The organism is Rhizobium sp. RU33A, assembly GCF_900156055.1.
In the GTDB taxonomy this organism is placed as follows: Bacteria; Pseudomonadota; Alphaproteobacteria; order Rhizobiales; family Rhizobiaceae; genus Allorhizobium.
This window is the reverse complement of sequence record NZ_FTMQ01000002.1, coordinates 90,723-115,883: the sequence shown is the minus strand read 5'-3', so window position 1 is coordinate 115,883 and position 25,161 is coordinate 90,723. Positions and strand designations below refer to the sequence as shown.

The window sequence follows — 25,161 nt, the reverse complement described above, 5'->3', positions numbered from 1 at the left end:
ACAACCTCACTCAAAACCGAGAAATTCAAAGATTTCCCGGTCTTTCATGGGTTCCGCTTCCAGAGCGGGCGTGCCCGCCCAGAGCCGCTCTGCCAGTTGCGTGTATTCGTTTTGAAGGCCGAGGATCTCCGGGCTATCGCCCATCTCGAACAGCGTGCACTTCTTTAATCGGCTGAGCCGCACATGGTCCGAATCCTGGATATGGGCAAGACGTGTCAGCCCGATCGCCGCATTGTAGCGATCGATCTGGTCGGTCTCGCGCGAACGGTTGGCAATCACGCCGCCGAGCCGCACCTCATAGTTCTTCGACTTCGCCTTGATGGCAGCAACGATCCGGTTCATCGCAAAGATGGAATCGAAGTCGTTTGCGGCCACGATCACGGCGCGTTCTGCGTGTTGCAGCGGCGAGGCAAAACCACCGCAGACCACGTCGCCGAGCACGTCGAAGATTACGACGTCGGTATCGTCGAGCAGATGGTGTTCCTTGAGCAGCTTGACCGTCTGGCCGACCACATAGCCGCCGCAACCGGTCCCGGCCGGCGGCCCGCCTGCCTCGATACACTGAACGCCGTTATAGCCCTCAACCATGTAGTCTTCGGGGCGGAGCTCTTCGGAATGAAAATCGACCTTTTCGAGAACGTCGATGACGGTCGGGATCAGGCTCTTGGTCAATGTGAAGGTGGAATCGTGCTTCGGGTCGCAACCGATCTGCAACACGCGCTTACCAATCTTGGAAAAGGCGACCGAGAGATTGGACGAGGTCGTCGACTTGCCGATCCCGCCCTTGCCGTAGACCGCGAAGACCTTGGCCCCATCGATTTCCATCGTCGGGTCAAGATGGACCTGCACGCTGCCTTCGCCATCGGCTCGCTCCCGGAGCTTCTCTGCGATGCGCGCCTCGCGTTCGGCGGTCTTGCCATGGGTGTAGATGTTCATTGGGCAGCCTCCCTGACCAGCCCCTCGAGACGGTCTTCCAATTCTTCGCCGGCCTGTTTCAGGGCGGCGAGCGTTTCTGCATCCGGCTGCCAATAGTTGCGCTCATGCGCCTCGATCAGCCGGTTGGCGACACGGGCGGCAGAAGCCGGATTGAGTGTGGCCAGCCGTTCCCGCATGTCAGCGTCGAGCACGAAGGTTTCCGTGATCTGCTGGTAGACCCAGGGGTCGACATCGCCTGTGGTCGCCGACCAGCCGAATGTATTGGTCACCTGCGTCTCGATGTTGCGCACGCCCTCATAGCCATGCTTCAGCATGCCCTCGAACCACTTCGGGTTCAGCGTGCGCGTGCGTGTCTCCAATGCGACCTGCTCACCGAGGGTGCGGACACGTCCCTCGCCTTGCGTCTGGTCGGAGATGAAGACCGGCAGCGAACCGCCACCCTTGGCCCTGTTGACCGCCTTGGTCAGGCCGCCCAGCGTGTCGAAATAGTTTTCGATCGTCGTCACGCCGATCTCGACGGAATCGAGGTTCTGATAGGCCATGTCGACCTGCCCGATCATCGCATCAAACACCTCGGCCTGCGCGCTGGTCTTGCCGCGACGGTTGATCGCGAAGCTCTTGCGGTTGCTGTAGGTCTGGGCGATCTCGTCATCGTCGCTCCAGGACGACGATGCGACCAGCATGTTGACGTTGGAGCCATAGGCGCCATCGGCATTCGAAAACACCCGGTAGGCCGCAGCCTCGATATCGCAGCCATGGCTTTCGCAATAGGCGAGCGCGTGCTTGCGGATGAAGTTCATCTCGACCGGTTCGTCTGCGACAGCTGCGAGATAGCTCGCCTCGGCAAGCATGCTTGCCTGGATCGGCAGGAGATCCCGGAAGATGCCAGACAGCGTCATGACCGCATCGATGCGTGGGCGCTGCAGTTCCTCAAGCGGCACCAGAACGGCGCCGCAGACACGGTTATAGGCATCGAGCCTCGGCCGCGCACCCATGAGTGCCATGGCCTGAGCCAGCGGCGCACCGCCGGTCTTGAGATTGTCGGTGCCCCAGAGGACGACGGCGACCGTTTCCGGCAGACGACCATCGGCAGCTAGATACCTTTCGAGTACCTTCGCGGCCTGGCGCTCGCCATCCTGGATGGCAAAGGCGCTCGGAATGCCGAAGGGGTCGAAGCCGTGGATATTGCGGCCGGTCGGCAGGAGTTCAGGCGTGCGCAACAGGTCTCCAGAAGGCGACGGTAGCACATACCGACCGTCCAGGGCGCGAACGAGACCGTCGATCTCGCCGTTGTGGGACAGTTCGCGGTTCATCGTCACCAGCTTGTCGATGCACTCCTTGAGCTCGCCCACGGCACTCTTCGTCATCCGGGCAATCGTCGCGGCGTCACCCTTGGCGATCGCGGCGATCAACTCAGTCTGAAGGTGCGGACGCACGGCAGGCGGCATGTTTGCGGCGACATGGTCGAGCATTTCCAAACGCTCGTTCTCTTCCATGGCTCGACCGGCAATGTGCAAACCGTGCGGAATGAGCGCGTATTCGACTTCGGCCACCTCGGCGACGAGCGCCAGCACCATGTCGGCCTCGGCAAGCGCAAGACCATCCTTGCCGAGATCCAATTGCTCGGCCTGCACCCGGATCAGTTGAAACAGCCTCTCGCGCTCGACGCGCGCCTCGGGCGCGGCACTGCGATAGCGATCCAGGCTGCCCTTGATCTCCGTCAGGCCCTTGTAAAGCCCGGAATGCGTGATCGGCGGCGTGAGATAGGAGATCAGCGTCGCGGCCGACCGACGTTTGGCGATCGTGCCTTCGGACGGGTTGTTCGCGGCATAGAGATAGAAGTTGGGAAGCGCACCCAAGAGGCGATCCGGCCAGCAGTCCGCAGACAGGCCGACCTGCTTGCCCGGCATAAATTCAAGCGCGCCATGCGTCCCGAAATGCAAGACGGCATCGGCGCGGTAGGTGTCTCGCAGATAGCGGTAGAAGGCAGCAAAGGCATGGTTCGGGGCAAAGCCGCCTTCAAACAACAGGCGCATCGGGTCGCCCTCGTAACCGAAGGGCGGCTGGATCGCGATCAATAGGTTTCCATATTGCCGACCGAGCACGAAGATGCCGCGACCATTGCTCAGAACACGGCCGGGCGCCGGGCCCCATTTCGCTTCGATGTCGGCCAGATGCTGTTCGCTACGAACATGCTGATCGACCGGAATGACCACATGCACATTGGCTTCGACGCCATAGAGCGGTGCATTGCCCTCGAGTATCCCCTGCTTCAGAGCTTCCGCATCGGCGGGCAGGTCGATGGAGTAACCCTCGGCCTTCAGCCGACGCATGGTCTCGAAAAGACTCTCGAAGACGGAGAGATAGGCGGCGGTGCCGATGCTGCCGCTGTTCGGCGGGTAGTTGAACATGGCAATGGCGATGCGGCGCTCTGCGCGCTCCTTGCGCCGCAGGTCGACCATGGCGGCGAGCCGATCGGCGAGCAGGACGACGCGTTCGTCATCCGGCTGCATGCAGGCCCGACCCGATGGGCAAGAGGCAAGTTCCCTCGAGCAGATGCAGGCGCGCGCCCCGCCACCGGCGTCAGAACGACCGCCGAAGACCATGGAGCCGATCGAGCCATCGAGTTCCGGGATCGCCACCATCAAGGTGGTTTCGATCGGCGTCAGCCCCTGTGTCGACGAGAACCAGACTTCCTTGCTCTGAAACTCGGTTGCCATCGCCGAGAAATAGGGAACGTCGAGCGCAGCCAGTGTCTGGGCAGCGGCAGCGGCATCGCTGTAAGCCGGTCCGCCGACCAGCGAGAAACCGGTCAGCGAGCAGAGTGCATCGATGCGTGAACCACCCGCGGCAGGCGTCATGAAGCGATCGATTGCGCCGCGCATATCGAGACCGCTGGAGAATACCGGCACGACATTGAAGCCGCGCAGTTCCAGCTCGCGGATGACACGGTCATAATGGCCGGTATCGCCAGACAGGATGTAGGTTCTGAGAAGCAGAAGCCCGATCGTGCCGCGCGCACCCGCCTTGTGCGGCAGGCTTGAAAGCTGCGTCGTGACCCTCGGCTTCAGGCCCGGATGATAGAGACCCATATCGGGATATGCGACCGGATCTCCGACCGTGATGCGGCCCTGGAGGCCCTTGCGCTCGCCCTTGGCATATTTGCCGACCAGCAGGCGGACCATGTTGGCGATGTTCTCGTCCGAAGCCGCGATGCGATATTGCAGCGTCAGGAAGTAATTGCGCACATCCTGGGCGGTGCCCGGAATGAAGCGCAGCAGTTGCGGCAGTCGGCGCAGCATGGCGAGCTGACGTTCGCCAGCGGTACGACCGCTATCCTTGCCGCCGCGGGAGCTTTTTCCCCGAAGCTTCTTCAGGAGCGCGAGCGGACCCTTCTGCTCCTCGCTCATCTTGAAGCGACCCATAGTCGTGTATTTCATGATCGTGCCGGCCGACATGCAGCAGGCCATGGCGTCGCATTCGAGGTGGCGTGCCTCGAGCACGTCGGCGATGGCGCGCACATGCTCTTCGACGAAGATCATCGAGACGATGATGATGTCGCCGCCAAGGATCGCCGCGCGGCAGGCTTCAAGGCTCGCCGGATTGTCGTTCCAGTCGGTTGCAGCATGCACCGAGAGTGTCAGCCCCGGCAGGTCTTGTGCGAGGCTGCGCCGGGCATCATCGACGGCCGCGACAATGTGATTGTCGAGTGTCACGAACACCACCCGGACCGGGGTGCTGTCAGCGGGCGAAATGAGCTTTCGCGTCATACAGCGTCTCCACGGTTATGGGGCGGATACCCTTGCGGGCGGCGAAGATTTCCGTGTTCCGGCGGGCCTTGCCACGCACGAAGAACGGGATTTTCTTGAGTTCACGCTCGGCGTCTGTCGTCCAGGTGACATCGCCCGTCGGCGTTTCGGCAGCCGGCAGGATTTCGCTGGCTACCGGTTCCTGTGCGACCGAGACAGGTGCCTCTGGCGTGTGACCGTGCAAATGCGAGGCCTGGGCCTGATCGTTGAATTCGAAGTCGTCGCGGAACATCTGCAGGAGATGCTCCTCGAGGCCCATCATCAACGGATGGACCCAGCTGTCGAAGATGACGTTCGCGCCTTCGAACCCCATCTGCGGCGAATACCGGGCCGGAAAATCCTGGACATGCACGGGAGACGAGATAACGGCGCAGGGAACGCGCAGCCGCTTGGCAATGTGGCGCTCCATCTGCGTGCCGAGAACAAGCTCGGGACGGGCGTCGATGATGGCCTGCTCGACGTCGAGATGGTCGTCGCTGATCAGCGCCTCGATACCGAATTCCTCGGCAGCCTCACGCACTTCGCGGGCGAATTCGCGCATATAGGTGCCAAGGCCGCAGACCTTGAAGCCAAGTTCGCGGCTCGCAATGCGGGCAGCGGCAATCGCATGGGTCGCGTCGCCGAAGACGAAAACACGCTTGTTGGTGAGGTAATTGCTGTCGACCGAGCGTGCATACCAGGTTGCCCGGTCCTCGGCCTCGCCAACGAGCTCCTCGTTCGGAAGCCCGGCCAATGCCCGCACTTCCGCGAGGAAGGCACGCGTGGCACCGACGCCGATCGGAATGGTGGAGACGAAGGGCATCCCGAAGGTCTTCTTCAGATAACGCGCCGCGCTATCGCCGATCTCCGGATAGAGCACGATGTTGAAAGCGGCCTCCGGCAAGCGCGCGAGATCCTCGACCGTCGCCCCAAGGGGCGCCACGACCCGCACATCGATGCCGTTGGCGGCGAGCAGCCGCTGGATCTCGGTGACGTCGTCGCGATTGCGGAAACCGAGCGCGGAGGGTCCGAGAATGTTGCAGCTGTTCGGTGCAATCTCGGTCGGGCGCTCCTGCCCGCCGGTAAAGCTGCGCACCAGCCTGTAGAAGGTCTCTGCCGCGCCCCAGTTTTCCTTCTTCTGATAGGATGGAAGCTCAAGGGGGACGACCGGGATGCCGACATCAAGCGTTTTGGCGAGCCCTGCCGGATCATCCTGCAGCAATTCTGCCGTGCAGGAGGCACCAACCAAAATGGCATCCGGCTTGAAACGCTCGGCAGCGTCACGGCAGGCGGCCTTGAACACATCGGCTGTCGAGCCTGCGAGATCACGCGCCTGGAAGGTGGTGTAGGTCACCGGCGGACGCGACTGGCGTCGTTCGATCATGGTGAAAAGCAGATCGGCATAGGTGTCGCCCTGCGGCGCATGCAGCACATAGTGCACGCCCTTCATCGAGGCGGCGATCCGCATGGCACCGACATGCGGCGGTCCTTCATAGGTCCACATAGTGAGTTTCATGATGCGGCCCTCCGGTTGCCGGAGCGGTCGCCCGCGATCATGGCCTTGCGTGTCAGCGGTCGGGCAAAGAGTTCGGCGAGATCACCAGCCTGCTCGTAGCCCTGGATCGGCGTGAATGCGAATTCGATCGACCACTTGGTAACGATGCCTTCAGCCTCGAACGGATTGGCAAGCCCCATGCCGCAGACGACGAGGTCGGGCTTGGCCGCGCGGCAGCGGTCGATCTGGATCTCGACGTCCTGACCCTCGGAGATGGAGACGCCCGGCGGCAGCATGGCAAGCTCGCCGGCCACGTGTTCGCGGTGAAGATAGGGGCTGCCGACCTCGATGATCTCGGCATCGAGCTCGCGGCTGAGATAGCGGGCGAGAGACGGCTCCATCTGGCTGTCGGGGAAGAGGAATATCCGCTTGCCGGCAAGGGCACTGCGGTAATGCGCGGTGGCTTCAAGCGCACGGCGGCGCGGGGCCTCGGTGACGGCGGCGAAACGAGCCGGTGACACGCCGAAGGTATCGGCAATCGCCTTCAGCCAGGCGGTCGTGCCTTCTTCGCCGAGTGGGAAAAGCGCATTGATACGTGATGCACCCAGGCTCTCAAGCGCGGCTGCCGTGGCGCCGAGATAAGGCTGCGCCAGAACAAACTTCGTGTTTGGACCGATTTTCGGCAGGCGCTCGCTGCTGCGACCGGGCACGAAGACGACATCTTCGAGACCGAGTTCATCCAGCAGCCGGGCAAACTGGTCTTCCACGACATCGGCGACCGAACCGGCCACTACGAGCCTTGCAACCTTGTCACTGGCACCGTGGACAGACTGATCCCGCACCAGAGCTGCTAGGAAATTGTCTTCACCCTGGGTGAAGGTCGTCTCGATGCCGCTGCCGGAATAGCACAGCACGCGCGGTTTGGAGCCGAAGCGCTTATCGAGCCGTTCGGCGGCGCGGTTGAGGTCGAACTTGATGACCTCGGAGGGACAGGAGCCGACCAGCACCAGCATGCGGATATCGGGCCGGCGCTCGAGCAGACGGGCGACTTCGCGGTCGAGTTCGTCATGCATGTCGACCATGCCTGCGAGATCGCGCTCCTCCATGATGGCGGTCGCAAAGCGCGGCTCGGAGAAGATCATCACGCCGGCGGCAGACTGGATGAGATGGGCGCAGGTGCGCGACCCGACCACGAGGAAAAAGGCATCCTGCACCTTGCGATGCAGCCAGATGATGGAAGTCAGACCACAGAAGACTTCATGCTGGCCGCGCTGCCGGATGGTGGTCGAAGGTGTTGCGCAAGAGACGAGTGGCTGGTTCATGAGGTGCTCCCCGTGAGAGAAGAGCCATTGCCAAGCGTCGAAGGCGATCTCAGCCGTTCGGCATGATCGAGCCTCGCGAGCCGCAGCTTCCAGAGGAACTGGCCTGCATTGATCACATAGGTGACATAGGCTGCAAGCGCGAGCACCATCAACGCGCCTGAGGTCAGTGAGCCGGCAAACAAAGCGATGAGATAGGCCGTGTGCAGCGCCAGAACCAGCATCGAGAAGACGTCTTCCCAGAAGAACGGGCGGGCGAACAGATAGCGGCCGAACACGACCTTTTCCCAGATCGAGCCGGTGATCATGATCGCATAAAGCGTCAACGTCTTCACGACGATGGATACCTGGGCGGCGAACAGGCCTTCACCCGTCACCAGAAAGCGAACGATCAGACCGAGGCTGACGAGGAAAACAAGAAACTGGACGGGAGCGAGGATACCCTGCACCAAGGTCCAGACACTTTCGTCGCGCCTGCGGCGCTCGTCCGGTGTGTAAAGGGCTCGGCTTGATGCCGACGGTGTGGGTATGCGCATGGCGGTCATCCCTTCTCCCATCCCCTCCCAAGGGAAATCGGGATTGGGTCAAGACTACGCCTGCCACAGCAGAAGTGTCAACTTAGGTTGACGTATATTTTTATTTACAGAAATGAAAAGTGAGTACATTGTAGCCGTGCTCGTCTGACGTGATGCCTGCCGTCCACGCCTGACGCCGCAAAGAAAAGGTTTCGCGGGCGGGGAGCACGGCGCGGGATGACGGACGGATCACTTCAAGGGATGAATGAGAGGCCAAATGGCACGGCTCCGTCGCATTGCGAGGGCCTGCAGCCGCTCACAAGGGTTGCCGTGGAAGGCAAGAGAGCATACCTAGCCCAAAGCGACGGGGAGAAGCTCCGCCGCCTAATTGAGGGAACGGTGGCTTCGATGACCGCCGAAAAGCTGTCGACGCGTTACGACCGAGGTCTGGAGCACGATCGCCTCTATGAGAGGGCGCTCGCTGAGTTTCGTATTCTCGTTCTTCACCCGCGCACGCGCCTCGCGTCCCTGCGCGCGTTTCTCGACCACGAACTTCCGCGCGGCCGGCCCTACTATGTCAAGGTACTTTTCCTGGAGACCGTCGCGCGCCTGCTCGGCCAGGAATGGGTCTCGGATGACTGCGACTTCATCGACGTCACGATAGCAACCTCGCGTCTCCAGGCCCTGGCAATTTCCCTGTCGCTCGACCTGCGGGAAGCCGATCGCAATCGACATGCGCCCGCTGCGCTGATCATGACGCCATCTGGCGAGCAGCATACGCTGATGCCGCACCTGATTGGCCTGCTCTTCGACAGCCTTGGCTGGACAAGCGAGGTCCTTGAGCCCTCGGCCTTGAGGACGCAGAGCTTCGCACGTGCCGTCGAAGAGGCGGATGTCGCCTGCATCGGCTGGAGCAACATCCGGCTTGCTACAGAATTCAAGACCCTGATTCAGGATGTGCGCAAGCTTCGCCCCGGGCCGCGCCTACCCCTCATCGTCGGCGGCGCAGCAGCGCTGGATTCCGTTGATTTTCTTGTAAGTTTGGGGATTGACTGCATCTGTGACAGCGTTTACTCCGCCGTAAAGATCTGCGAAAGTTACTATGAATTGGAAAGAATCAGCCAGCAGGCTAGCGCCGCTGGCCGAACGGCAGTGGTTACACCCAGCGGAATCGATTGGCTCACTCCATGAAGCCACTGAACGGTCATAGCGGTACAGATGGCTTCGCGGTTGCAGACAGCCTGTTGAAGACGCTCGATCCGGATTCGATAGGCTCGCTGGTGAGCCTCGGCGCAGACGTCGTTCTGCTCGTCGACCAGTCTTCGATCATCTCCCAGGTCTATTTCACAAACAAAGATCTCGCCGACTATGGCTTATCAAAGACGGTTGGCAAGCGCCTTCAGGACTGCGTAACGATCGAGTCGGTACCGAAGATCGACTCCATGCTGTCGGCAGATACCAGCCACCGCCCCCTGCGCGGCTACCAGGTCAACCACAAGTGCAGCGGCAAGCCCGATCTTCCGGTCGTCTACTCCGCCTACACCGCCCGTGACTTTCCCTATACCATCGTGGTTGGCCGCGAGCTGCGCCAGCAGATGCTCGACCAGCAGCGCCTCGTCCAGACCCAGATGGAACTGGAGGCCGACTACCGCGAACTGAAGGAAGCCGAGACCCGCTATCGGACGGCTTTCAAGGTCGCAACCGTTGCCTATGTCATGCTCGATGGCGAGCGGCGTACGATTCTGGATGCCAATCCGGCTGCCAGTACGCTTCTTTCTTCGACCGGCGCGCCGCTGTCCGGCAAGTCCATCCGCGACCTCTTCGCCAAGGAAGACCGGGACCGCGTGGGAGACGCGATCAGCGAGGCACGTCACAGTCCCAATCCGGTCAGTCTGGATGGTGTGAGAGTGGCCAAGGGCGAACCCGTATCGCTCACGATCCGCTCCTATCGGGAAAACGGCATCACCAATGTTCTTCTGGCGATCTGGCCAGCCGACCAGGACAAGGAAAGCAAGCGCCAGCGTACGGAGCGGCCGGTCGGTGGCACGGGCGTAGAGATTGCGGATCTGCCTGAGGCCGTCTTGCTGACGGATGCCGAAGGTGTCGTCCTCGCGGCCAATACGCTGTTTCTCGATCTGATACATGCGCCGTCACTGACCCAGGTTCTCGGTCGCAACATCGGTTCCTGGTTCACGAGTGCCGCGATCGATATTCGCGTGCTCTACACGCGTCTCCTGGACGAGCCCTCCATTCGCGGTTTCACCTCGACCTTGACGGATAACCTTTCCAGCGAAAGCGCCGTCAGCATCTCGGCCCGGCTCAATGCCGGCAACAACACGATCCAGTTGATCGTGATTCCTCAGACGACGGGCAATGAGCGACTGACCATTCCGTCTCCGGGCATGTCCGATCAGGCCGAGGGCTTTTCCGCACTCGTGGGCAAGGTTCCGCTCAAGGATCTGATCCGGGAATCCCTCGACGTCATCGAAAAGATCTGCATCGAGGCGGCACTCGATCAAACCAGCAACAACCGCGCCTATGCAGCGGAGATCCTCGGCCTTTCGCGCCAGAGCCTCTATATCAAGCTGCGGCGCCACGGGCTTGAGGACTACCGTCCCGGCCCCGATCGTCACGCCTGACAGACGATCAAGACTGTCAATTTTAGTTGACACTTTCCCGGGTGCGGACTAGCCTCTCCCCATGGCTCAGATCCCTTCCCATGTTCCGGCAGCTTCCTACCCGTCGCCTGCTGCGGTGGTGCAACTGCTGAAGCCGATTACATGGTTTCCACCGATGTGGGCTTTCGCCTGCGGGGCGATTGCCTCGGGTGCCGGCATCGGCGATCGCTGGTTTCCGATCGCGCTCGGCGTGCTCCTTGCCGGACCGCTGCTGTGTGGCATGAGCCAGGCAGTCAACGATTGGTTCGATCGCCATGTCGATGCGATCAACGAGCCACATAGGGTCATTCCATCGGGCCGCATGCCCGGCCAATGGGGACTGGCCATCGCATTAATCATGTCCGTTCTGTCGATGCTTGTTGCAGCATTTCTCGGCCCGCTCGTCTTCACTGCCGCACTTGTCGGTCTTGCGCTCGCCTGGGGCTACAGCGCACCACCCTTCCGCTTCAAGCAGAATGGCTGGATCGGCAACGGCGTGGTTGGCCTGAGTTATGAGACCCTGCCCTGGATTACGGCCGCGACTGCGGCACTCGGTCATGCACCGTCCACCCGCACCCTTCTGATTGCGCTCCTTTACGGCATCGGCGCACACGGCATCCTAACGTTGAACGATTTTAAATCGATCAAAGGCGACCAGCAGATGGGCGTCGACACGCTGCCGGTTCTGCACGGCGCCCTGAACGCTGCTCGGATTGCCTGTCTCGTCATGGCGGTCCCACAGGCCTGCGTCATCCTTCTGCTAGCACAGGCCGGCCTTGAAACAGGAGCGATCCTCGTCGGCGTCGTTCTCGCCCTGCAACTCCTCTGCATGATCCGCTTCCTACGCGATCCCGAAGGCAGAGCCGTCTGGTATTCGGCGGTGGGTGTGGGGCTCTATGTCACCGGTATGATGGCGGCAGCAGTTGCACTCGGTTCTCTGACGCCGCCCGCGCCATCCCTCGGATAGAAAGCGCGATCATGGGTCAGCTCGCCATCAAGCCCCGATCCAGCCGTCCCGCAGACGAGGGCCTCGGCTGGTTCGCGATCATCCGGCTGGGCCTCGTCCAGGCGGCACTCGGCGCAATCGTGGTTCTGACGACCTCGACCTTGAACCGGGTGATGATCGTCGAACTCGGTCTCGCCGCCGTCATCCCGGGCCTGCTGGTCGGCCTGCATTACGGCGTCCAGATCACCCGCCCCATCTGGGGCCACAAATCCGATACGGGCCGATCGCGAACACACTGGATCCTCGGCGGCCTCGCCCTCCTCGCCGTTGCCGGCACGGGAGCGGCTGCAACGACACTTCTCTTCGAGCAGTCGGTTTTCGCCGGCATCATGGCAGCCATCGTCGCCTACATCCTGATCGGCATCGGCATCGGCGCCTCAGGAACGTCCCTGCTTGCGCTGATTGCCATGAAGACCGCGGTCGAAAAACGCGCAGCAGCCGCAACGATCACATGGATGCTGATGATCACCGGCATCATCGTGACATCCATAGTCGTTGGCGCGCAACTCGATCCCTATTCCCACGAGCGTCTCGTCGCCGTCACGGCAGCGACCGGCGTGGTTGCCTTTCTCATCGGCATCATCGGAGTGACGGGCATGGAGTCCCGGCCGACAGTCGGTGCATCGGAAGAGCGCCCCGCGGTGGCTGGCTTCCGGGAGAGCTTGCGAGACGTGCTGGACGACCGGGAGGCGCGGCTCTTCACACTCTTCATCTTTCTCTCCATGCTGGCCTTCGCCACGCAGGACCTCATCCTAGAGCCCTATGCCGGCCTTCTCTTCGACATGACACCGGGCGAAACAACGGCACTCTCAGGAATACAGCATGGCGGCGTGCTGCTTGGCATGATGACGGTGGGGCTTTCGGGCGCGATCCTGGGAAAACGCCATCCCAATCTGCCGCGACATTTCATCACCTGGGGCTGCTTCGGCTCGGCCGTGGCTTTGGGCGCCCTTGCGCTGTCCACGCAAGCCGCGCCCTTCTGGCCGCTGGAGTTCAACATCTTCCTGCTCGGCGCAACCAACGGCGCCTTCGCGGTGGCGGCCGTCGGCACGATGATGATCCTTGCGGGACACGGCCGGACATCCAACTACGGAATGCGGATGGGCGTCTGGGGGGCAGCACAGGCTATCGCCTTCGGGCTCGGCGGCATCTTGGGAACGGTGGCGCTCGATCTTGGCCGCTGGCTGACGGCAAGTGATTCCCATGCTTTCGCGGCAGTTTTTTCGATCGAGGCGGGCCTTTTCCTCGTGTCAGCCCTCGTCGCAACGCGCATCGGACGTCAAGCGATGCGATCGCCGGCCCCGATCCAAAACGCTGCAATCATGCCTGGAGAATGAACCCTGAGGCCGGAAGCCCGGCACGGAGACGCGCATATGTCGAAGATTTATGACGTTGTCGTCGTCGGTGGAGGCCCTTGTGGCGCCATGGCGGCCGAGCGTTTGGTCGAAAAGGGCCATAGCGTGCTTCTCGTTGACCCGGACAACCGCATCAAGCCCTGCGGCGGGGCAATCCCATCGAGAGCGCTGGCCGACTTCGCCATTCCCGAGACCCAACTGGTGGCCCGTGCCAATGCAGCACGGATCATCGCACCATCAGGCCGGACAGTGGACATGACGATCGGCGACATCGGTTATGTCGGCATGGTCGATCGTGCAAGCTTCGACCCTTACCTTCGTCAGCGCGCCGCCGACGCCGGAGCGGAGAGACTTTGCGGCAAGCTCGACAAGATGACGGAAGGAGATGGCGGCCTGCTCGAACTGACCGTAGAATCAACGGCCAAGGATGCCGGCCCGGAACCGATCCAGATCCGGGCCCGACGCGTCATCGGTGCAGACGGCGCCAATTCGGCCGTGCGGCGCCTGATGTTCCCGGCCTCCCGCAAGCCGCCCTATGTCTTTGCCTATCACGAGATCGTCGAAAGCCCGTCCAACGCCGATGAGGCCGTCTTCAAGGCCGACCGCTGTGACGTCGTCTATGATGGCCGGATCTCGCCGGACTTCTATGGCTGGGTATTCCCCCATGGGGGCCACACCAGCATCGGCACAGGCACGGCCGTCAAGGGTCACAACATCCGGGAGGCGACGCGGGCCCTGAAGCTTACGGCAGGCCTTAGCGACTGTCGGGTCATCCGAAGAGAAGGGGCGCCCCTGCCCTTGAAGCCGATGAAGCGCTGGGACAATGGCCGCAACGTCCTGCTGGCCGGCGATGCCGCAGGCACCGTCGCGCCGTCATCGGGTGAAGGCATCTATTACGCCATGCTCTGCGGAAGGCTATCGGCAGACGCCGTGCACCAGTCGCTGCTGTCCAATAGCGGACGGGCATTGGCCGATGCGCGCCGGACCTTCATGCGAGCCCATGGCAGGGTCTTTCTGATCCTCGGCATCATGCAGAAGATCTGGTATCGAAACGACAAGCTGCGCGAGAAGTTCGTGGCCATGTGCGCCGATCCCGACGTGCAGCGGCTGACCTGGGAATCCTATCTCAACAAGAAACTCGTGCGCCGTGATCCCCTCGCCCATTTGCGGGTTTTCTTCAAAGATCTCGCCAAGCTGTTCGGCATCCCTGCGGGGCAAAGATGACGGCATCGCTGGCCTTTCTCTTCACGTCCGGCTGGATCAGTGCCGTGGCGATCGCGCTGTTGTGGGCAATCACCCTGATCGTCGCCGGGCGATCACCAGCACCACGATTGACTGTTGCCAATCTCGCGCCCAACGCCATCTCAGGCAGCGCTCTTCTCGCCGCCTTCGGGCTGGCCATGCGCCAGACACAGGTTCTGTGGCTGGCCCTGCTGCTGGCTATCTCGCTGGTCGCTTTCCTGATAGATCTGCGGATCAGGCTTTCAGCTCAGGCCTCCGGGTTAAGGCGGCGGACGGATTGATTGAGTGCGCCGGCAGCCGTCACCCAGACGAGATAGGGAACGAACAAGACCGAGGCGAGTGGCGCCACAGGCCAGGCAACCAGGATGAACAGCGCAACGGAAAGCCAGAGAACGGAAACATCCACGAGCGCGAGATCCATGCGCCGCATGCCGAAAAAGAAATAAGACCAGAGCGCATTGGCAACGATCTGCACTGACCACACGGCCATTGGCATGGACCAGCCGGCAACATCCCAGATCAGCCAGCCTGCATAGCCGATCAGCACGTAAAGGATCGTCCAGACGACGGGAAAGGCCCATTTGGGCGGCGTCCAGCTCGGCTTCCGCAGGTTCTCGTACCACTCACCGGGCTTGAAGACCGCCCCGCTTGACGCGGCTGCGAGAACAATGACGAGAAAGACGACTGCGGACATGATCCGGCTCCGGGTTGGTTTCCGTATAGTGAAGCATATGGCCTGCATTCTGGTTCCAAGTTTGGCTTCAGAATGGGAGGCGAACCATTCGGCGAGTGAACCGGACTGGTCAATTTTATGCTAGCATGACTTGTTACTACATCCGCGATGCCATGGGAGGATACACATGTCGAGGATAATTGCAGCCGCTTGCACAGTCGCAGCCCTTTTGCTGTCTCAGAACGCTTTCGCGCAGGAAGGGGACGCCGCAGCAGGCGAGGCCGTGTTCAAGAAATGCACGGCCTGTCACAACGTCGCCGACGCCAAGCATAAGGTCGGTCCTTCCCTCCAAGGCGTAGTCGGCCGCCAACCCGGTGTCGCTGAGGGCTTCAGATACTCCAAGGCAATGACGGATTTTGGCGCTGGCAAGGTATGGGATGACGCCCAGTTGGCCGCTTATCTTGAGAACCCGCGTGGCGTGGTCAAGGGCACGCGCATGGCCTTTGCTGGCTTGAAGGATCCTAAGGAAGTCGCGGACGTCATCGCCTATCTGAAGACCTTCCCGGCCCCCTGATCGCTGGGGGTTCGTTCCGCCGGAATGCAGATTCCGGCGGAATTCCGCGCAGAAGTGTAAAAAAAAGTTTACATATCGCTCGTCTTCTCCGAATATGCAGATATTGCACCATCCTCAGGCAACCGCTTACCGGATGCGCCAAATCGGCGCTCGCAGCGACAGCGGACCCACGAGGCTGGGCTCTTTCGTGGGAGGAGAGCGCGGTGGGTTTTTCTTTTGCGAATGATGTCGCCACGCCTTTGCTTGACCAGGTGTTCGTCCCTGACGACCTGAAGAGCATGGATCATGAGACGCTCTGTCGTCTCGCGCAGGAACTGCGCGGTGAGACACTGCGGGTGGTCTCCGAAACCGGCGGTCACCTCGGTTCTAGTCTCGGCGTCATCGAGCTAACGGTCGCCATTCACGCCTCCTTCTCGGCCCCGCGCGACACGATCATCTGGGATGTCAGCCACCAGTGTTATCCCCATAAGATCCTGACCGGACGGCGAGATCGCATGCGCAGTCTGCGCAAGAAGAACGGCCTGTCCGGCTTTACACGTCGTGGCGAGAGCCCTTTTGACCCCTTCGGCGCCGCTCACTCATCCACCTCGATTTCCGCAGGTCTCGGCTTTGCCACCGCCCGGGACTTGAAGGGGGAAGACGGACATGTCGTGTGCATCATCGGCGACGGCGCGATGTCCGCTGGCATGGCCTTTGAGGCGATGAACAATGCAGGCGCTTCAGGTCGCCCGCTGATCATCATTCTCAACGACAACGACATGTCGATTTCAGCTTCAACAGGGGCACTCAACCGCCACCTGTCGGACGTTCGCCGGAAAGCCGGGACGAATGTCGGCAACGTGTTCGAGAATTTCGGCTTCGACTATCGCGGCCCGGTCGATGGGCATGATCTCGACGTGCTGATTCCACTTCTGGCAGAGCTGCGGGACGAGAAGGATGGTCCTATCCTCTTGCATGTCGTCACGCGCAAGGGCGCCGGATATGCACCGGCCGAGGCAGCAGAGGACAAGTATCACGGAGTGAACCCGTTCGATGTGACAACGGGCAAGCAGAACAAGGCAGAAGCAAAGGCGCCGAGCTACACGCGGGTCTTCGCCGATGCCCTGATCGCGGAAGCGGAAACGGATGACCGGATTGTCGCCATCACGGCCGCCATGGCGGCGGGCACCGGGATCGACCGTTTTGGAGCCGCATTTCCCGACCGGACCTTCGATGTCGGCATTGCCGAACAGCATGCCGTCACCTTCGCGGCCGGTCTCGCCGCCGCCGGCATGAAACCATTCTGCGCGATCTATTCAACCTTCCTGCAGCGCGCCTATGATCAGATCGTCCATGACGTGGCCTTGCAGCAGCTGCCTGTCCGTTTCGCCATCGACAGAGCCGGGTTGGTCGGGGCTGACGGACCGACCCATGCCGGCGCCTTCGATATTCTCTACCTCGCCAATCTGCCCGGCTTCACCGTGATGGCAGCAAGCGACGAAGCTGAACTCGTGCATATGGTTGCGACGGCGGCGGCCCATGATCACGGCCCGATCGCATTTCGCTACCCGCGTGGCGAAGGCACAGGCGTCCCCCTTCCGATCCGAGGCGATATTCTCCCGATCGGCCGCGGCCGCATTATCGAGCAGGGAGGCCAGATCGCGCTCCTGTCCTTCGGTACCCGGCTTGCCGACTGTCTCAAGGCGCGCCGCCTTCTGGCACTTGAAGGAATTTCCGTGACGGTCGCCGACGCGCGTTTTGCCAAGCCGCTCGATACCGCGCTTCTGGCTGAGCTCGTCGACAACCATTCCATGCTGGTGACCATCGAAGAGGGAGCCACAGGCGGGTTCGGCGCCCTCGTCCTTCACCACCTCGCCAATCGTGGCATGCTCGACGGACGTTGTGCCGTCCGCACCTTGACGTTACCGGACACGTTCATCGCCCAGGCAAGCTCCGAAGACATGTACGAGGAAGCAAAGCTGACCGCCCGCCACATTGCGGCTGCAGCGCGCAACGGTCTTACGGTGGCAAGGCCAAATGCCGATATTCGCAGGTCCGCAAGGACCGGACAGCAGGAACTGCCGACGCGCCTCCACCGCGCGGAGGACCGCTGAGCTAAACCACAAGACGGCATCAGGCGTATTCGACTACGAGAGGTTTGGCGTCGGCGCAAGAATGCACTAATATCACATCGGGATGAGCGGATCTGCCCAAGCCGATGACCGGGAGGGTGATATGGCGGGAGAAAAGAACGGGGGACCACCCGGAAGGGCGGACGAACCTCCGTACAATGGTGATGGTAGGTCTTTACTGTCGAAGTCGGACACGCGGCTGACAAGTCTGGAGCAACGAATTCTCGAAGGCGCGATCCGGGATTCCGTGCCGCGGCTCGTGGGAGCGAGCCATGCGGATTTGACAAAAGGTCCGCGCGTTAGCGAGATGCCGCCGGAGATCGATTTTCATCTGCATCCGGAACTGGATCCGAAGGCGCGCGAATTGCCCGGAACCGACAAAGCGATCACTTACCGATCCGCACTTACTGAGGCCCTCGTCCAGGCAGATCCCCGTGGTCACCGGGAGATCATCGAGGAGTTGCAGCGCAGTGATCTGCCGATGCACACGCTCGCGATCCAGCTGTTTTCGCCCGTCGCCGCGCAACTTGGTCGGCTCTGGTGCAATGACGAAACCGATTTCATTCAGGTGGCCGTGGCCTCGACCAGGCTCGGCATGATCGTCAATCATCTGTCGCAGAACCGCAGCCAGACCATTCGCGACCGCCAAAAGGCGCGCCGTGTGTTGCTGGCGCGGACCCCGGGCGCCCTGCACACCATCGGCGTATCGATCGTCGCTTCCTGTTTTCGTGATATGGGCTGGGACGTCGAAGGTGGGGCGGATCTCGAACTCAACGACAACCTGTACATGCGCCTGTCGAATTCCTCCTACACTCTTCTGGGTATCTCGGTCGGCCGTGTCGACGAGGTGGATGAATGCGCCACCGCCATTCGCCGGGTTCAGTCCAGGCGCGGCCCGGGTCCAATGAAGATCGCGGTCGGTGGTCCGGCCGTCATGAAGGACCCACGTGCCTTCGGCAATATCGGCGCCGACATGGTGGCGAAATCGGCGATCGAGGTCATGCATCTGGCGGACAGGATGGGTGCCTGACAGCAATGCATGCGGTGAGGACGCGGGCGTCAGTTCGTGACGCCAAAGACCAGCGACCAAGGCCCAAACGCGTCGGGTCGGCGCTCGCCAAGTCCATAGATAACTTGAACCGGATCCACCTCAAAAGTGGCACTCACGTCATGTGATGTGGGATTGGCCATAAGGATGTAATGCCGTCCATCCTCAAGCGGCCACTCGACACGGATGATACCATTCTCGGCGGCATAACGCCCTCCCTGACCCATGCGTGACAAAAGCGGCACGACACGCTCTCGCCGAAGCGCAATGAGCTGGCGGTAGCGCTCGACCCAGATCGAACCTGTCTTCGATCCCGCTTCGTCCCAGTCGAGGACAGCCGAGCGGAATGTCTCAAGCGATGTCGGGTCGAGCACATGCTCTCCGTCGAAACCCGGCAACTTCGAAAGCTCCTTCCGGCGGCCATCGCGCACAGCTGCGTTGAGCTCCTCGTCGAAATCGCAGAAATAGGGAAAAGGCTTTTTCGAACACCACTCCTCACCCATAAACAACATGGGGATTTGCGGTGAGAGCAGCATTATCGAGACTGCGCAGGCGAGTGCCGGTTCGGGGAGTGCTGCCATGACCCTGTCACCCTGAGCGCGGTTGCCGATCTGGTCGTGATTGTGAAGGAAGGAAACGAAGGCGGAAGGCGTCAGATGGGTACTCGGCCCGCCGCGTCGTTCACCGCGATACGGCATCACGTCACCCTGATAGACGAAGCCTTCGGCGAGAGCCTTTGCAAGAGCTGCACCCGCATCCCGGTAATCGGCGTAATAGCCGAAGGTCTCGCCGGTCGTGGCCACATGCAAGGCGTGGTGGACGTCGTCATTCCACTGAGCGTCGAACGTGTCGGTGTTGGGCTGGCCGCGCTCGAGCAGACGCGGATCGTTCTCCTCGTTCTCGACGATGAGATGAATGTGGCGATCGGCAAAACGCTCCCGCACACGCGCTGCAAGTTCGTGCAGGAAATGCGGCTCGCTGTCGTCCCGGATCGCGTGTACGGCATCAAGCCGCAGTCCATCGACATGAAACTCCTCGATCCAGAAGAGAGCGCTTTCGATCAGGAATGCGCGCACCATCTCGCTCTGCGCATCATCGAAGTTGATGCCGTCACCCCATGGCGTCTGGTGATGCGGCGAGAACAGCGGCGCATAAGCCGGCATGAAGTTTCCGGACGGGCCGAAATGATTGTAGACGACATCGAGGAAGACGGAGATGCCCCTTTGATGGGCTGCCTGAACGAGCAGCGCCAGATCCTCCGGTCGTCCATACCGGCTGTCCGGCGCATAGGGCATGACACCGTCATAACCCCAGTTCCAACGTCCGGGAAAATCGGCGATCGGCATAAGCTGGATCGCCGTTATGCCGAGGCTGCTGAGATGATCCAGCCTGTCGATCGCGGCTCGGAAGGTGCCCTCGCCCGTGAATGTCCCGACATGCAGCTCGTAGATGACCATGTCCGCCCAAGGCCGCCCGCGCCAAATGGCGTCGCGGGTCTTCTGCGTCGAAAGATCGACGACCTCGCTCGGCCCGAAGACATCCTCCGGCTGGTGCCGGCTTGCAGGATCCGGGACCAGAAGGCCATCGGGCAGTCGAAACCGATAGCGGGCACCTGGCACTGATCCCGTGACCTTCAGACTGAACAGGCCATCCGCCTGCCGATCCATGTGTTTCCCAGGAGCGCCATCGATTTCGAGTGTCACCGATTTGCAATACGGCGCCCACAACCGAAACAAGACCCCGTCATCTTCAATGACGGGGCCGAAGAGATATTCGTTCACCGCTGCTTCTCCATACACTGGCACCAGCAGGCAACGCAGAAAACGATGAATGGTTCGCGCGAAACGCGAATGGTGGAAAAACAGTTATCGCGTCACGCCTTGGGTGAGAACGGCAGCGGGAAGGTGACCGCCTGCCCCGTTTCAGCAGACTTTTGTGCGGCGAGCCCCATGGCCACCGCCCACCAGCCGTCATCGAGCGCAACCTCCACCGGCTGCGCGCCATTTGCCGCCTTCTGGAAACGTTGATGCTGATAGAAGGTAGAGCCATTGTGGTCACCGGCTTCAAGCAGCTGCTGATCAACCGGAATTTCGACGACACGCGGCCCTTTGGGATCACGTGGAGAAACGATGACCTGAGCGATCGGTGGCTCGCCGAGATGTTCAGGCCAGAAGCGGCCGGGTCCTGGCACCAGGCACTCGATCTTGCCGGTGGGGCCAACTGCCGAGATTTCCTCCTGATAGCGGGCACCCTCGGCGAACATGCAGAGCTCCAGCATCGCCCTGGCACCCGACGCAAAGTCGACGATCACATAGGCATTGTCCCAGATGTCTGAAGGCTTGCCGTCATAGAGCTCGTCGAGATGGTTCACCGACTGCCCACCGGAAGCCATGACACGCACGGGATCGGATTTCAGAATATGCCGCATCAGGTCGAAGAAGTGGCAGCATTTCTCCACCAGTGTTCCTCCGGTATTGCGGTTGAAGCGGTTCCAGTCACCGACCTTTTCCAGGAACGGGAAACGATGCTCGCGGATGGTCAGCATACGGATGCCGCCGGTCGCTTCGTCTGCCTGCTCGATCATCCGGGCAACGGGCGGCATGTAGCGATATTCCATGGCAACCCAGATCGGCGCCGGATAGGCGGCGCGAAGTGCTGCGAGCCGCGGCGCATCCGCAGGGTCTGTGAACAGCGGCTTCTCGACCAGCACCGGCAGCGGCCGGATTGCGGCAATCTTTTCCAACTGCTCGAGATGCAGATAGTTGGGACTGGCGATCAGCAGGCAGTTCACCGCCTCGACGGCAAGCAACTCCTCGATCGAGGCAACCATCTTTGCCGTCGGAACCGCCTCCGCTGACAGGGCACGCATGTCGGCATCCGGCTCATAAATCGCGACCACCGATGCATCCTGCAGAAGGGCGATGTTGCGCAGATGCTCCTGCCCCATCATGCCGCAACCGATGATCCCGTATTGAAGTCCTGCCACGCTTTCCTCCTCAATTGAGCCGCTCCTCGCGGTCATGTCATTTCAGCCGCGATACGTATCGGGCGACGGTGTGATCGAGCCAGGTCCGCGAGACTTCCGCACGGGCTCCCTCCTGATCCTGGCTGATGCGTTGAATATGTGTGGCGGGCGCGCCTGGCCTCAGACCGAAGCTCACAGGCGCCCAGTCCGGCACCACGTCGAGACCGATCTGGTCCTCGGCTCTTGCAATCCAGAGCGAGAGCTTGGTGCGATAGAACAGATAGAGCGATTCCGAAACCGCCTCGCGATCGATGGTCTCGGCATAGGAGCCGTCGAGCCAGATCTCCTCAAGGGCCGCAGATCGACCGGAAAGGCGCCGCAAACGCCGGATCCGGTGGGCCTCCGTAGAAGTACCGAATGTCGGTAGTCCATCCGGTTTCGGCAGTCGGTCGATGGACAGGATCTCGGCCGTCGGCAAACCGCCGCCGCCCAGCAATTCCAGGCGAAACATGGCATAGACGGATTTCGGATCGGATATCGCCCGAACATAGTTGCCGGAGCCCTGGATGCGCTCCAGAAGCCCACGATTCTGCAGCTCCGCCAGAGCCTTGCGCAAAGTGCCGACGGCAATGCCGAGTTCTTCGGCCATATCCCGCTCTGGCGGCAGCTTTTCACCGTCGATCAGCCGTCCCGCCGCGATATCACGCACCAGAAGCTCGGTAATCTGCACATAGATGGGAAGGCTGCCGGGCGGCTGCGTTGCGGAGTTCTGTGGCACTTCGGTATCGCCGAGAAAAAATTGATACACTATTGATCTACATCAAATCGAGTGTTAGGCAAGAGGAAAGTTGGAGCCTTGGAGGAGACCTCAATGACTGTCGTACCTGTCACATCGGCCGATATCGATGGCGCGGAAGTGTCGTGGTTCGCAGCCCTTTGCTCTGACGATTATCAATTTCTCGGCGTGCCCGATGGTGCTCTGCGCTCAAGCTTCGAGCACTGCTCCGACATCGTCCAGAAGGCCGAGCAACTGGGCTTTCGCAACATCCTCTGCCCTTCCTCCTACCAGGTAGGCCAGGACACCCTGAGCTTCGTGGCCGGCTGCGCACCGATCACCTCCAAGATCAACATGCTGGCCGCCATCCGCTGCGGCGAGATGCAGCCGATCATGCTGGCGCGGACCGTCGCCACCCTCGATCACATGCTGAAGGGTCGATTGACGCTCAACGTCATCAGCTCGGACTTCCCCGGCGAAGTCGCAGACAGCGCCTTCCGCTACAAGCGCAGCCACGAGGTGGTCGAGATCCTCCGCCAGGCCTGGACACGTGACACGATCGACCACGAAGGCGAAGTCTACCAGTTCAAGGGCGTGTCGACCGAGCCCGCCCGCCCATACCAGCAGAACGGCGGCCCCCTTCTTTATTTCGGCGGTTACTCCCCGGACGCGCTGGAGCTCTGCGGCGCGCAATGCGACGTCTATCTGATGTGGCCCGAAAAGAAGGACCAGCTCGCCGAGCGGATGAAGGCTGTGCATGCGCGCGCCGAAGCCCATGGCCGTACCCTCGATTACGGTCTGCGCGTCCACATGATCGTCCGTGACACCGAGAAGGAAGCCCGCGAGTATGCCGAATACATCGTCTCGAAGCTCGATGACGAATATGGCAAGCTGATCCGCGACCGCGCGCATGACTCGATCTCGCTCGGCGTCGCCCATCAGGCCCGTGCCCGCGAACTTGCCGACCAGTTTGGCTATATCGAACCGCATATGTGGACCGGCATCGGCCGCGCCCGCTCCGGCTGTGGTGCAGCCCTTGTCGGTTCGACGGACCAGATCCTCTCGGAACTGGAGGAGTACAGAAAGATGGGCATCCGCGCCTTCATCCTGTCAGGATATCCGCATATCGACGAGGCGGTTCACTTCGGCACCAAGGTGCTGCCGGAACTCAAGACTGTCTCTCTCCCCCATGCTTATGGCCGCGTTCCCTCGGAAACGCCGCCCACACCTCTCGGAAATGGAGTTCGCCGCTGATGCAGCGCGTCAATCTCACCCCAGACCTCACCTTCAGCCGCCTCGTCTACGGGATGTGGCGCATCGGCGACGATGCCGACACCTCGCCCAAACACGTCCAGGCCAAGATCGAAGCCTGCCTTGCTCAGGGCATCACCACTATGGACCAGGCCGACATCTATGGCGGCTATACGGCGGAAGCCGTGCTCGGCAACGCGCTGAAGGCCTCGCCTGGCCTGCGCGACAAGCTCGAGATCGTCACCAAATGCGACATCGTCGCCCCGGTCGGTCGCCATTCGACAGCCCGCGTCAAATATTACGACACCTCAGCGGCTCACATCACGGCCTCGGTCGAAGCCTCGCTCACCGACATGGGCACCGATCATGTCGATCTGCTGCTGATCCACCGCCCCGACCCTCTGATTGATCCCGATGAAACCGGCCCGGCGCTCGATGCGCTGGTCGCGTCCGGCAAGGTGCTGGCAGTTGGCGTCTCCAACTTCCGCCCCTGGGACTTCTCGCTGCTGCAGTCGTCGATGGAGAACAACCTCGTCACCAACCAGATCGAGATGAGCCTGCTCGCGACAGATACCTTTGTGAATGGCGATCTCGCCTATCTGCAGGAGCGCATGGTCCCGCCGATGGCCTGGTCGCCGCTCGGTGGCGGACGCCTCCTCGACGGATCGAAGCCGGAACTCCTGTCGGCCCTGAAGCGCATTGGCGCAGAACATGGCGTCGACGAAACGGCTGTCGCGGTTGCCTGGCTGCTGCGTCATCCGGCCACCATCATGCCGGTCATGGGCACCAATTCACTCGATCGTATTGCCAGGATTGCAGACGCGACGAAGGTGGAGCTGGATCGCCAGACCTGGTTCGAGCTTTATACGCTTGCGATCGGACGGGAGGTCGCCTGATGATGGCTGCCAATGACATTCATGCGTTGGAGGCCGTCTTCGTTCCCGGCGCCGACAACCATCGTGCCTTTCGCAACGCACTGGGCAGTTTCACCACGGGTGTAACCGTGGTGACCGCGACGACACCGGACGGTCCGATCGGCATGACGGTGAACAGCTTTGCCTCGGTTTCGCTCGATCCGCCTCTGGTGCTCTGGTCGCCCGCCAAGAGTTCCTCGCGATACGGCGCATTCACAGGCGCCCGCCATTTCGCGATCCACGTGCTCGGCGCGGATCAGGATCACCTGAGCGCCGCCTTCACTCGCGGCGGCAGTGGTTTCGATGGGATCGAGGTCAGGTTCAACGACGAAGGCGTGCCGGTTCTGCCGGGCACGCTCGCGCGTTTCGAATGCGCCGAACAGGCGCAGCATGACGCCGGTGATCACACGATCATCATCGGCAGGGTGTTAAGGGTCGCACATCGGCAGGGAGAACCGCTGTGCTTCTCGGGGGGACGGTTCGGACGCTTCGCGGTCTGAGCTGGGAGTTTGGGAGGAGGTCGTCGGTGCATGCCTG

General features: G+C 61.5%; 21 protein-coding genes. 12 read left to right on the top strand and 9 right to left on the bottom strand.

Going from position 1 to position 25,161, the window contains the following annotated elements:
* Positions 1 to 6 precede the first annotated feature (6 nt).
* The 5 genes from bchL to bchF are packed head-to-tail and all read right to left on the bottom strand — an operon-like array spanning position 7 to position 8,083.
* Positions 7 to 936 carry a ferredoxin:protochlorophyllide reductase (ATP-dependent) iron-sulfur ATP-binding protein gene (bchL, locus tag BW978_RS06525; protein WP_083697520.1) on the bottom strand — a complete coding sequence of 310 codons (930 nt, stop codon included), beginning with the start codon at positions 934 to 936 and terminating at the stop codon, positions 7 to 9.
* Positions 933 to 4,706: a magnesium chelatase subunit H gene (locus BW978_RS06520; protein WP_076393432.1), complete on the bottom strand. Its 3,774-nt coding sequence runs from the start codon at positions 4,704 to 4,706 to the stop codon at positions 933 to 935. Before BW978_RS06520 ends, bchL begins: the two co-directional genes overlap by 4 nt.
* Entirely contained in the window at positions 4,678 to 6,240 is a 1,563-nt protein-coding gene (gene bchB, locus BW978_RS06515; protein WP_076393430.1) for a ferredoxin:protochlorophyllide reductase (ATP-dependent) subunit B, read from the bottom strand. Before bchB ends, BW978_RS06520 begins: the two co-directional genes overlap by 29 nt.
* Entirely contained in the window at positions 6,237 to 7,541 is a 1,305-nt protein-coding gene (locus BW978_RS06510; protein ID WP_076393428.1) for a ferredoxin:protochlorophyllide reductase (ATP-dependent) subunit N, read from the bottom strand. Before BW978_RS06510 ends, bchB begins: the two co-directional genes overlap by 4 nt.
* A complete protein-coding gene (bchF, locus tag BW978_RS06505; protein ID WP_083697519.1) occupies positions 7,538 to 8,083 on the bottom strand; it encodes a 2-vinyl bacteriochlorophyllide hydratase in 546 nt (181 codons plus the stop codon). Before bchF ends, BW978_RS06510 begins: the two co-directional genes overlap by 4 nt.
* Before the next feature lie 378 nt (positions 8,084 to 8,461).
* On the opposite strand from bchF, the gene BW978_RS06500 reads away from it, so the two are divergent.
* The 6 genes from BW978_RS06500 (at position 8,462) to BW978_RS06475 (ending at position 14,594) form a co-directional block, all read left to right on the top strand.
* Positions 8,462 to 9,244 (top strand): cobalamin-binding protein, encoded by a 783-nt coding sequence (locus BW978_RS06500; protein ID WP_076393426.1) that lies wholly within the window; start codon positions 8,462 to 8,464, stop codon positions 9,242 to 9,244.
* Positions 9,241 to 10,692 (top strand): transcriptional regulator PpsR, encoded by a 1,452-nt coding sequence (ppsR, locus tag BW978_RS06495; RefSeq protein ID WP_076393424.1) that lies wholly within the window; start codon positions 9,241 to 9,243, stop codon positions 10,690 to 10,692. The genes BW978_RS06500 and ppsR overlap by 4 nt, the downstream gene beginning before the upstream one ends.
* Positions 10,693 to 10,753: 61 nt before the next feature.
* Positions 10,754 to 11,677: a chlorophyll synthase ChlG gene (gene chlG, locus BW978_RS06490; protein ID WP_076393422.1), complete on the top strand. Its 924-nt coding sequence runs from the start codon at positions 10,754 to 10,756 to the stop codon at positions 11,675 to 11,677.
* Between the two features lie 11 nt (positions 11,678 to 11,688).
* Complete coding sequence (locus BW978_RS06485) at positions 11,689 to 13,053, top strand: BCD family MFS transporter (RefSeq protein WP_076393420.1); 1,365 nt, start codon at positions 11,689 to 11,691, stop codon at positions 13,051 to 13,053.
* Between the two features lie 36 nt (positions 13,054 to 13,089).
* Positions 13,090 to 14,295: a geranylgeranyl diphosphate reductase gene (locus BW978_RS06480; protein WP_076393418.1), complete on the top strand. Its 1,206-nt coding sequence runs from the start codon at positions 13,090 to 13,092 to the stop codon at positions 14,293 to 14,295.
* Positions 14,292 to 14,594 (top strand): hypothetical protein, encoded by a 303-nt coding sequence (locus BW978_RS06475; RefSeq protein ID WP_076393417.1) that lies wholly within the window; start codon positions 14,292 to 14,294, stop codon positions 14,592 to 14,594. The genes BW978_RS06480 and BW978_RS06475 overlap by 4 nt, the downstream gene beginning before the upstream one ends.
* Here the strand turns inward: BW978_RS06475 and BW978_RS06470 are convergent.
* On the bottom strand, positions 14,561 to 15,007 hold the full coding sequence (locus BW978_RS06470) for a TspO/MBR family protein (protein ID WP_076393416.1): 447 nt from the start codon (positions 15,005 to 15,007) through the stop codon (positions 14,561 to 14,563). The two genes, BW978_RS06475 and BW978_RS06470, sit on opposite strands and share 34 nt — an antisense overlap.
* A 166-nt stretch (positions 15,008 to 15,173) precedes the next feature.
* Here BW978_RS06470 and BW978_RS06465 point away from each other — a divergent pair, with 166 nt between their 5' ends.
* The 3 genes from BW978_RS06465 to BW978_RS06455 all read left to right on the top strand — a co-directional run bounded on the left by BW978_RS06465 (position 15,174) and on the right by BW978_RS06455 (position 18,701).
* Positions 15,174 to 15,560, top strand: a complete 387-nt coding sequence (locus BW978_RS06465; RefSeq protein WP_076393415.1) for a c-type cytochrome — start codon at positions 15,174 to 15,176, stop codon at positions 15,558 to 15,560.
* A 203-nt stretch (positions 15,561 to 15,763) separates the two neighbouring features.
* On the top strand, positions 15,764 to 17,653 hold the full coding sequence (locus BW978_RS06460) for a 1-deoxy-D-xylulose-5-phosphate synthase (protein WP_083697518.1): 1,890 nt from the start codon (positions 15,764 to 15,766) through the stop codon (positions 17,651 to 17,653).
* Positions 17,654 to 17,951: 298 nt separating this feature from the next.
* On the top strand, positions 17,952 to 18,701 hold the full coding sequence (locus BW978_RS06455) for a cobalamin B12-binding domain-containing protein (RefSeq protein ID WP_244551910.1): 750 nt from the start codon (positions 17,952 to 17,954) through the stop codon (positions 18,699 to 18,701).
* A 29-nt stretch (positions 18,702 to 18,730) separates the two neighbouring features.
* Here BW978_RS06455 and treZ read toward each other — a convergent pair whose 3' ends face one another.
* The 3 genes from treZ to BW978_RS06440 form a co-directional block, all read right to left on the bottom strand.
* Positions 18,731 to 20,500, bottom strand: coding sequence for a malto-oligosyltrehalose trehalohydrolase (gene treZ / locus BW978_RS06450; protein ID WP_076393413.1), 1,770 nt, complete (start codon positions 20,498 to 20,500; stop codon positions 18,731 to 18,733).
* Positions 20,501 to 20,592: 92 nt separating this feature from the next.
* Complete coding sequence (locus BW978_RS06445; protein WP_083697558.1) at positions 20,593 to 21,705, bottom strand: Gfo/Idh/MocA family protein; 1,113 nt, start codon at positions 21,703 to 21,705, stop codon at positions 20,593 to 20,595.
* 37 nt (positions 21,706 to 21,742) lie between these two features.
* Complete coding sequence (locus BW978_RS06440) at positions 21,743 to 22,492, bottom strand: GntR family transcriptional regulator (protein ID WP_139330368.1); 750 nt, start codon at positions 22,490 to 22,492, stop codon at positions 21,743 to 21,745.
* A gap of 63 nt (positions 22,493 to 22,555) precedes the next feature.
* Here BW978_RS06440 and BW978_RS06435 point away from each other — a divergent pair, with 63 nt between their 5' ends.
* From BW978_RS06435 to BW978_RS06425, 3 genes are read left to right on the top strand one after another with little or no spacing between them, the layout of a single operon-like run.
* Positions 22,556 to 23,713, top strand: coding sequence for an LLM class flavin-dependent oxidoreductase (locus tag BW978_RS06435; protein ID WP_054147791.1), 1,158 nt, complete (start codon positions 22,556 to 22,558; stop codon positions 23,711 to 23,713).
* Positions 23,713 to 24,606 (top strand): aldo/keto reductase, encoded by an 894-nt coding sequence (locus tag BW978_RS06430; protein WP_076393411.1) that lies wholly within the window; start codon positions 23,713 to 23,715, stop codon positions 24,604 to 24,606. Before BW978_RS06435 ends, BW978_RS06430 begins: the two co-directional genes overlap by 1 nt.
* Positions 24,606 to 25,124, top strand: coding sequence for an NADH-dependent FMN reductase SmoA (locus BW978_RS06425; protein WP_076393410.1), 519 nt, complete (start codon positions 24,606 to 24,608; stop codon positions 25,122 to 25,124). The genes BW978_RS06430 and BW978_RS06425 overlap by 1 nt, the downstream gene beginning before the upstream one ends.
* Positions 25,125 to 25,161 lie beyond the last annotated feature (37 nt).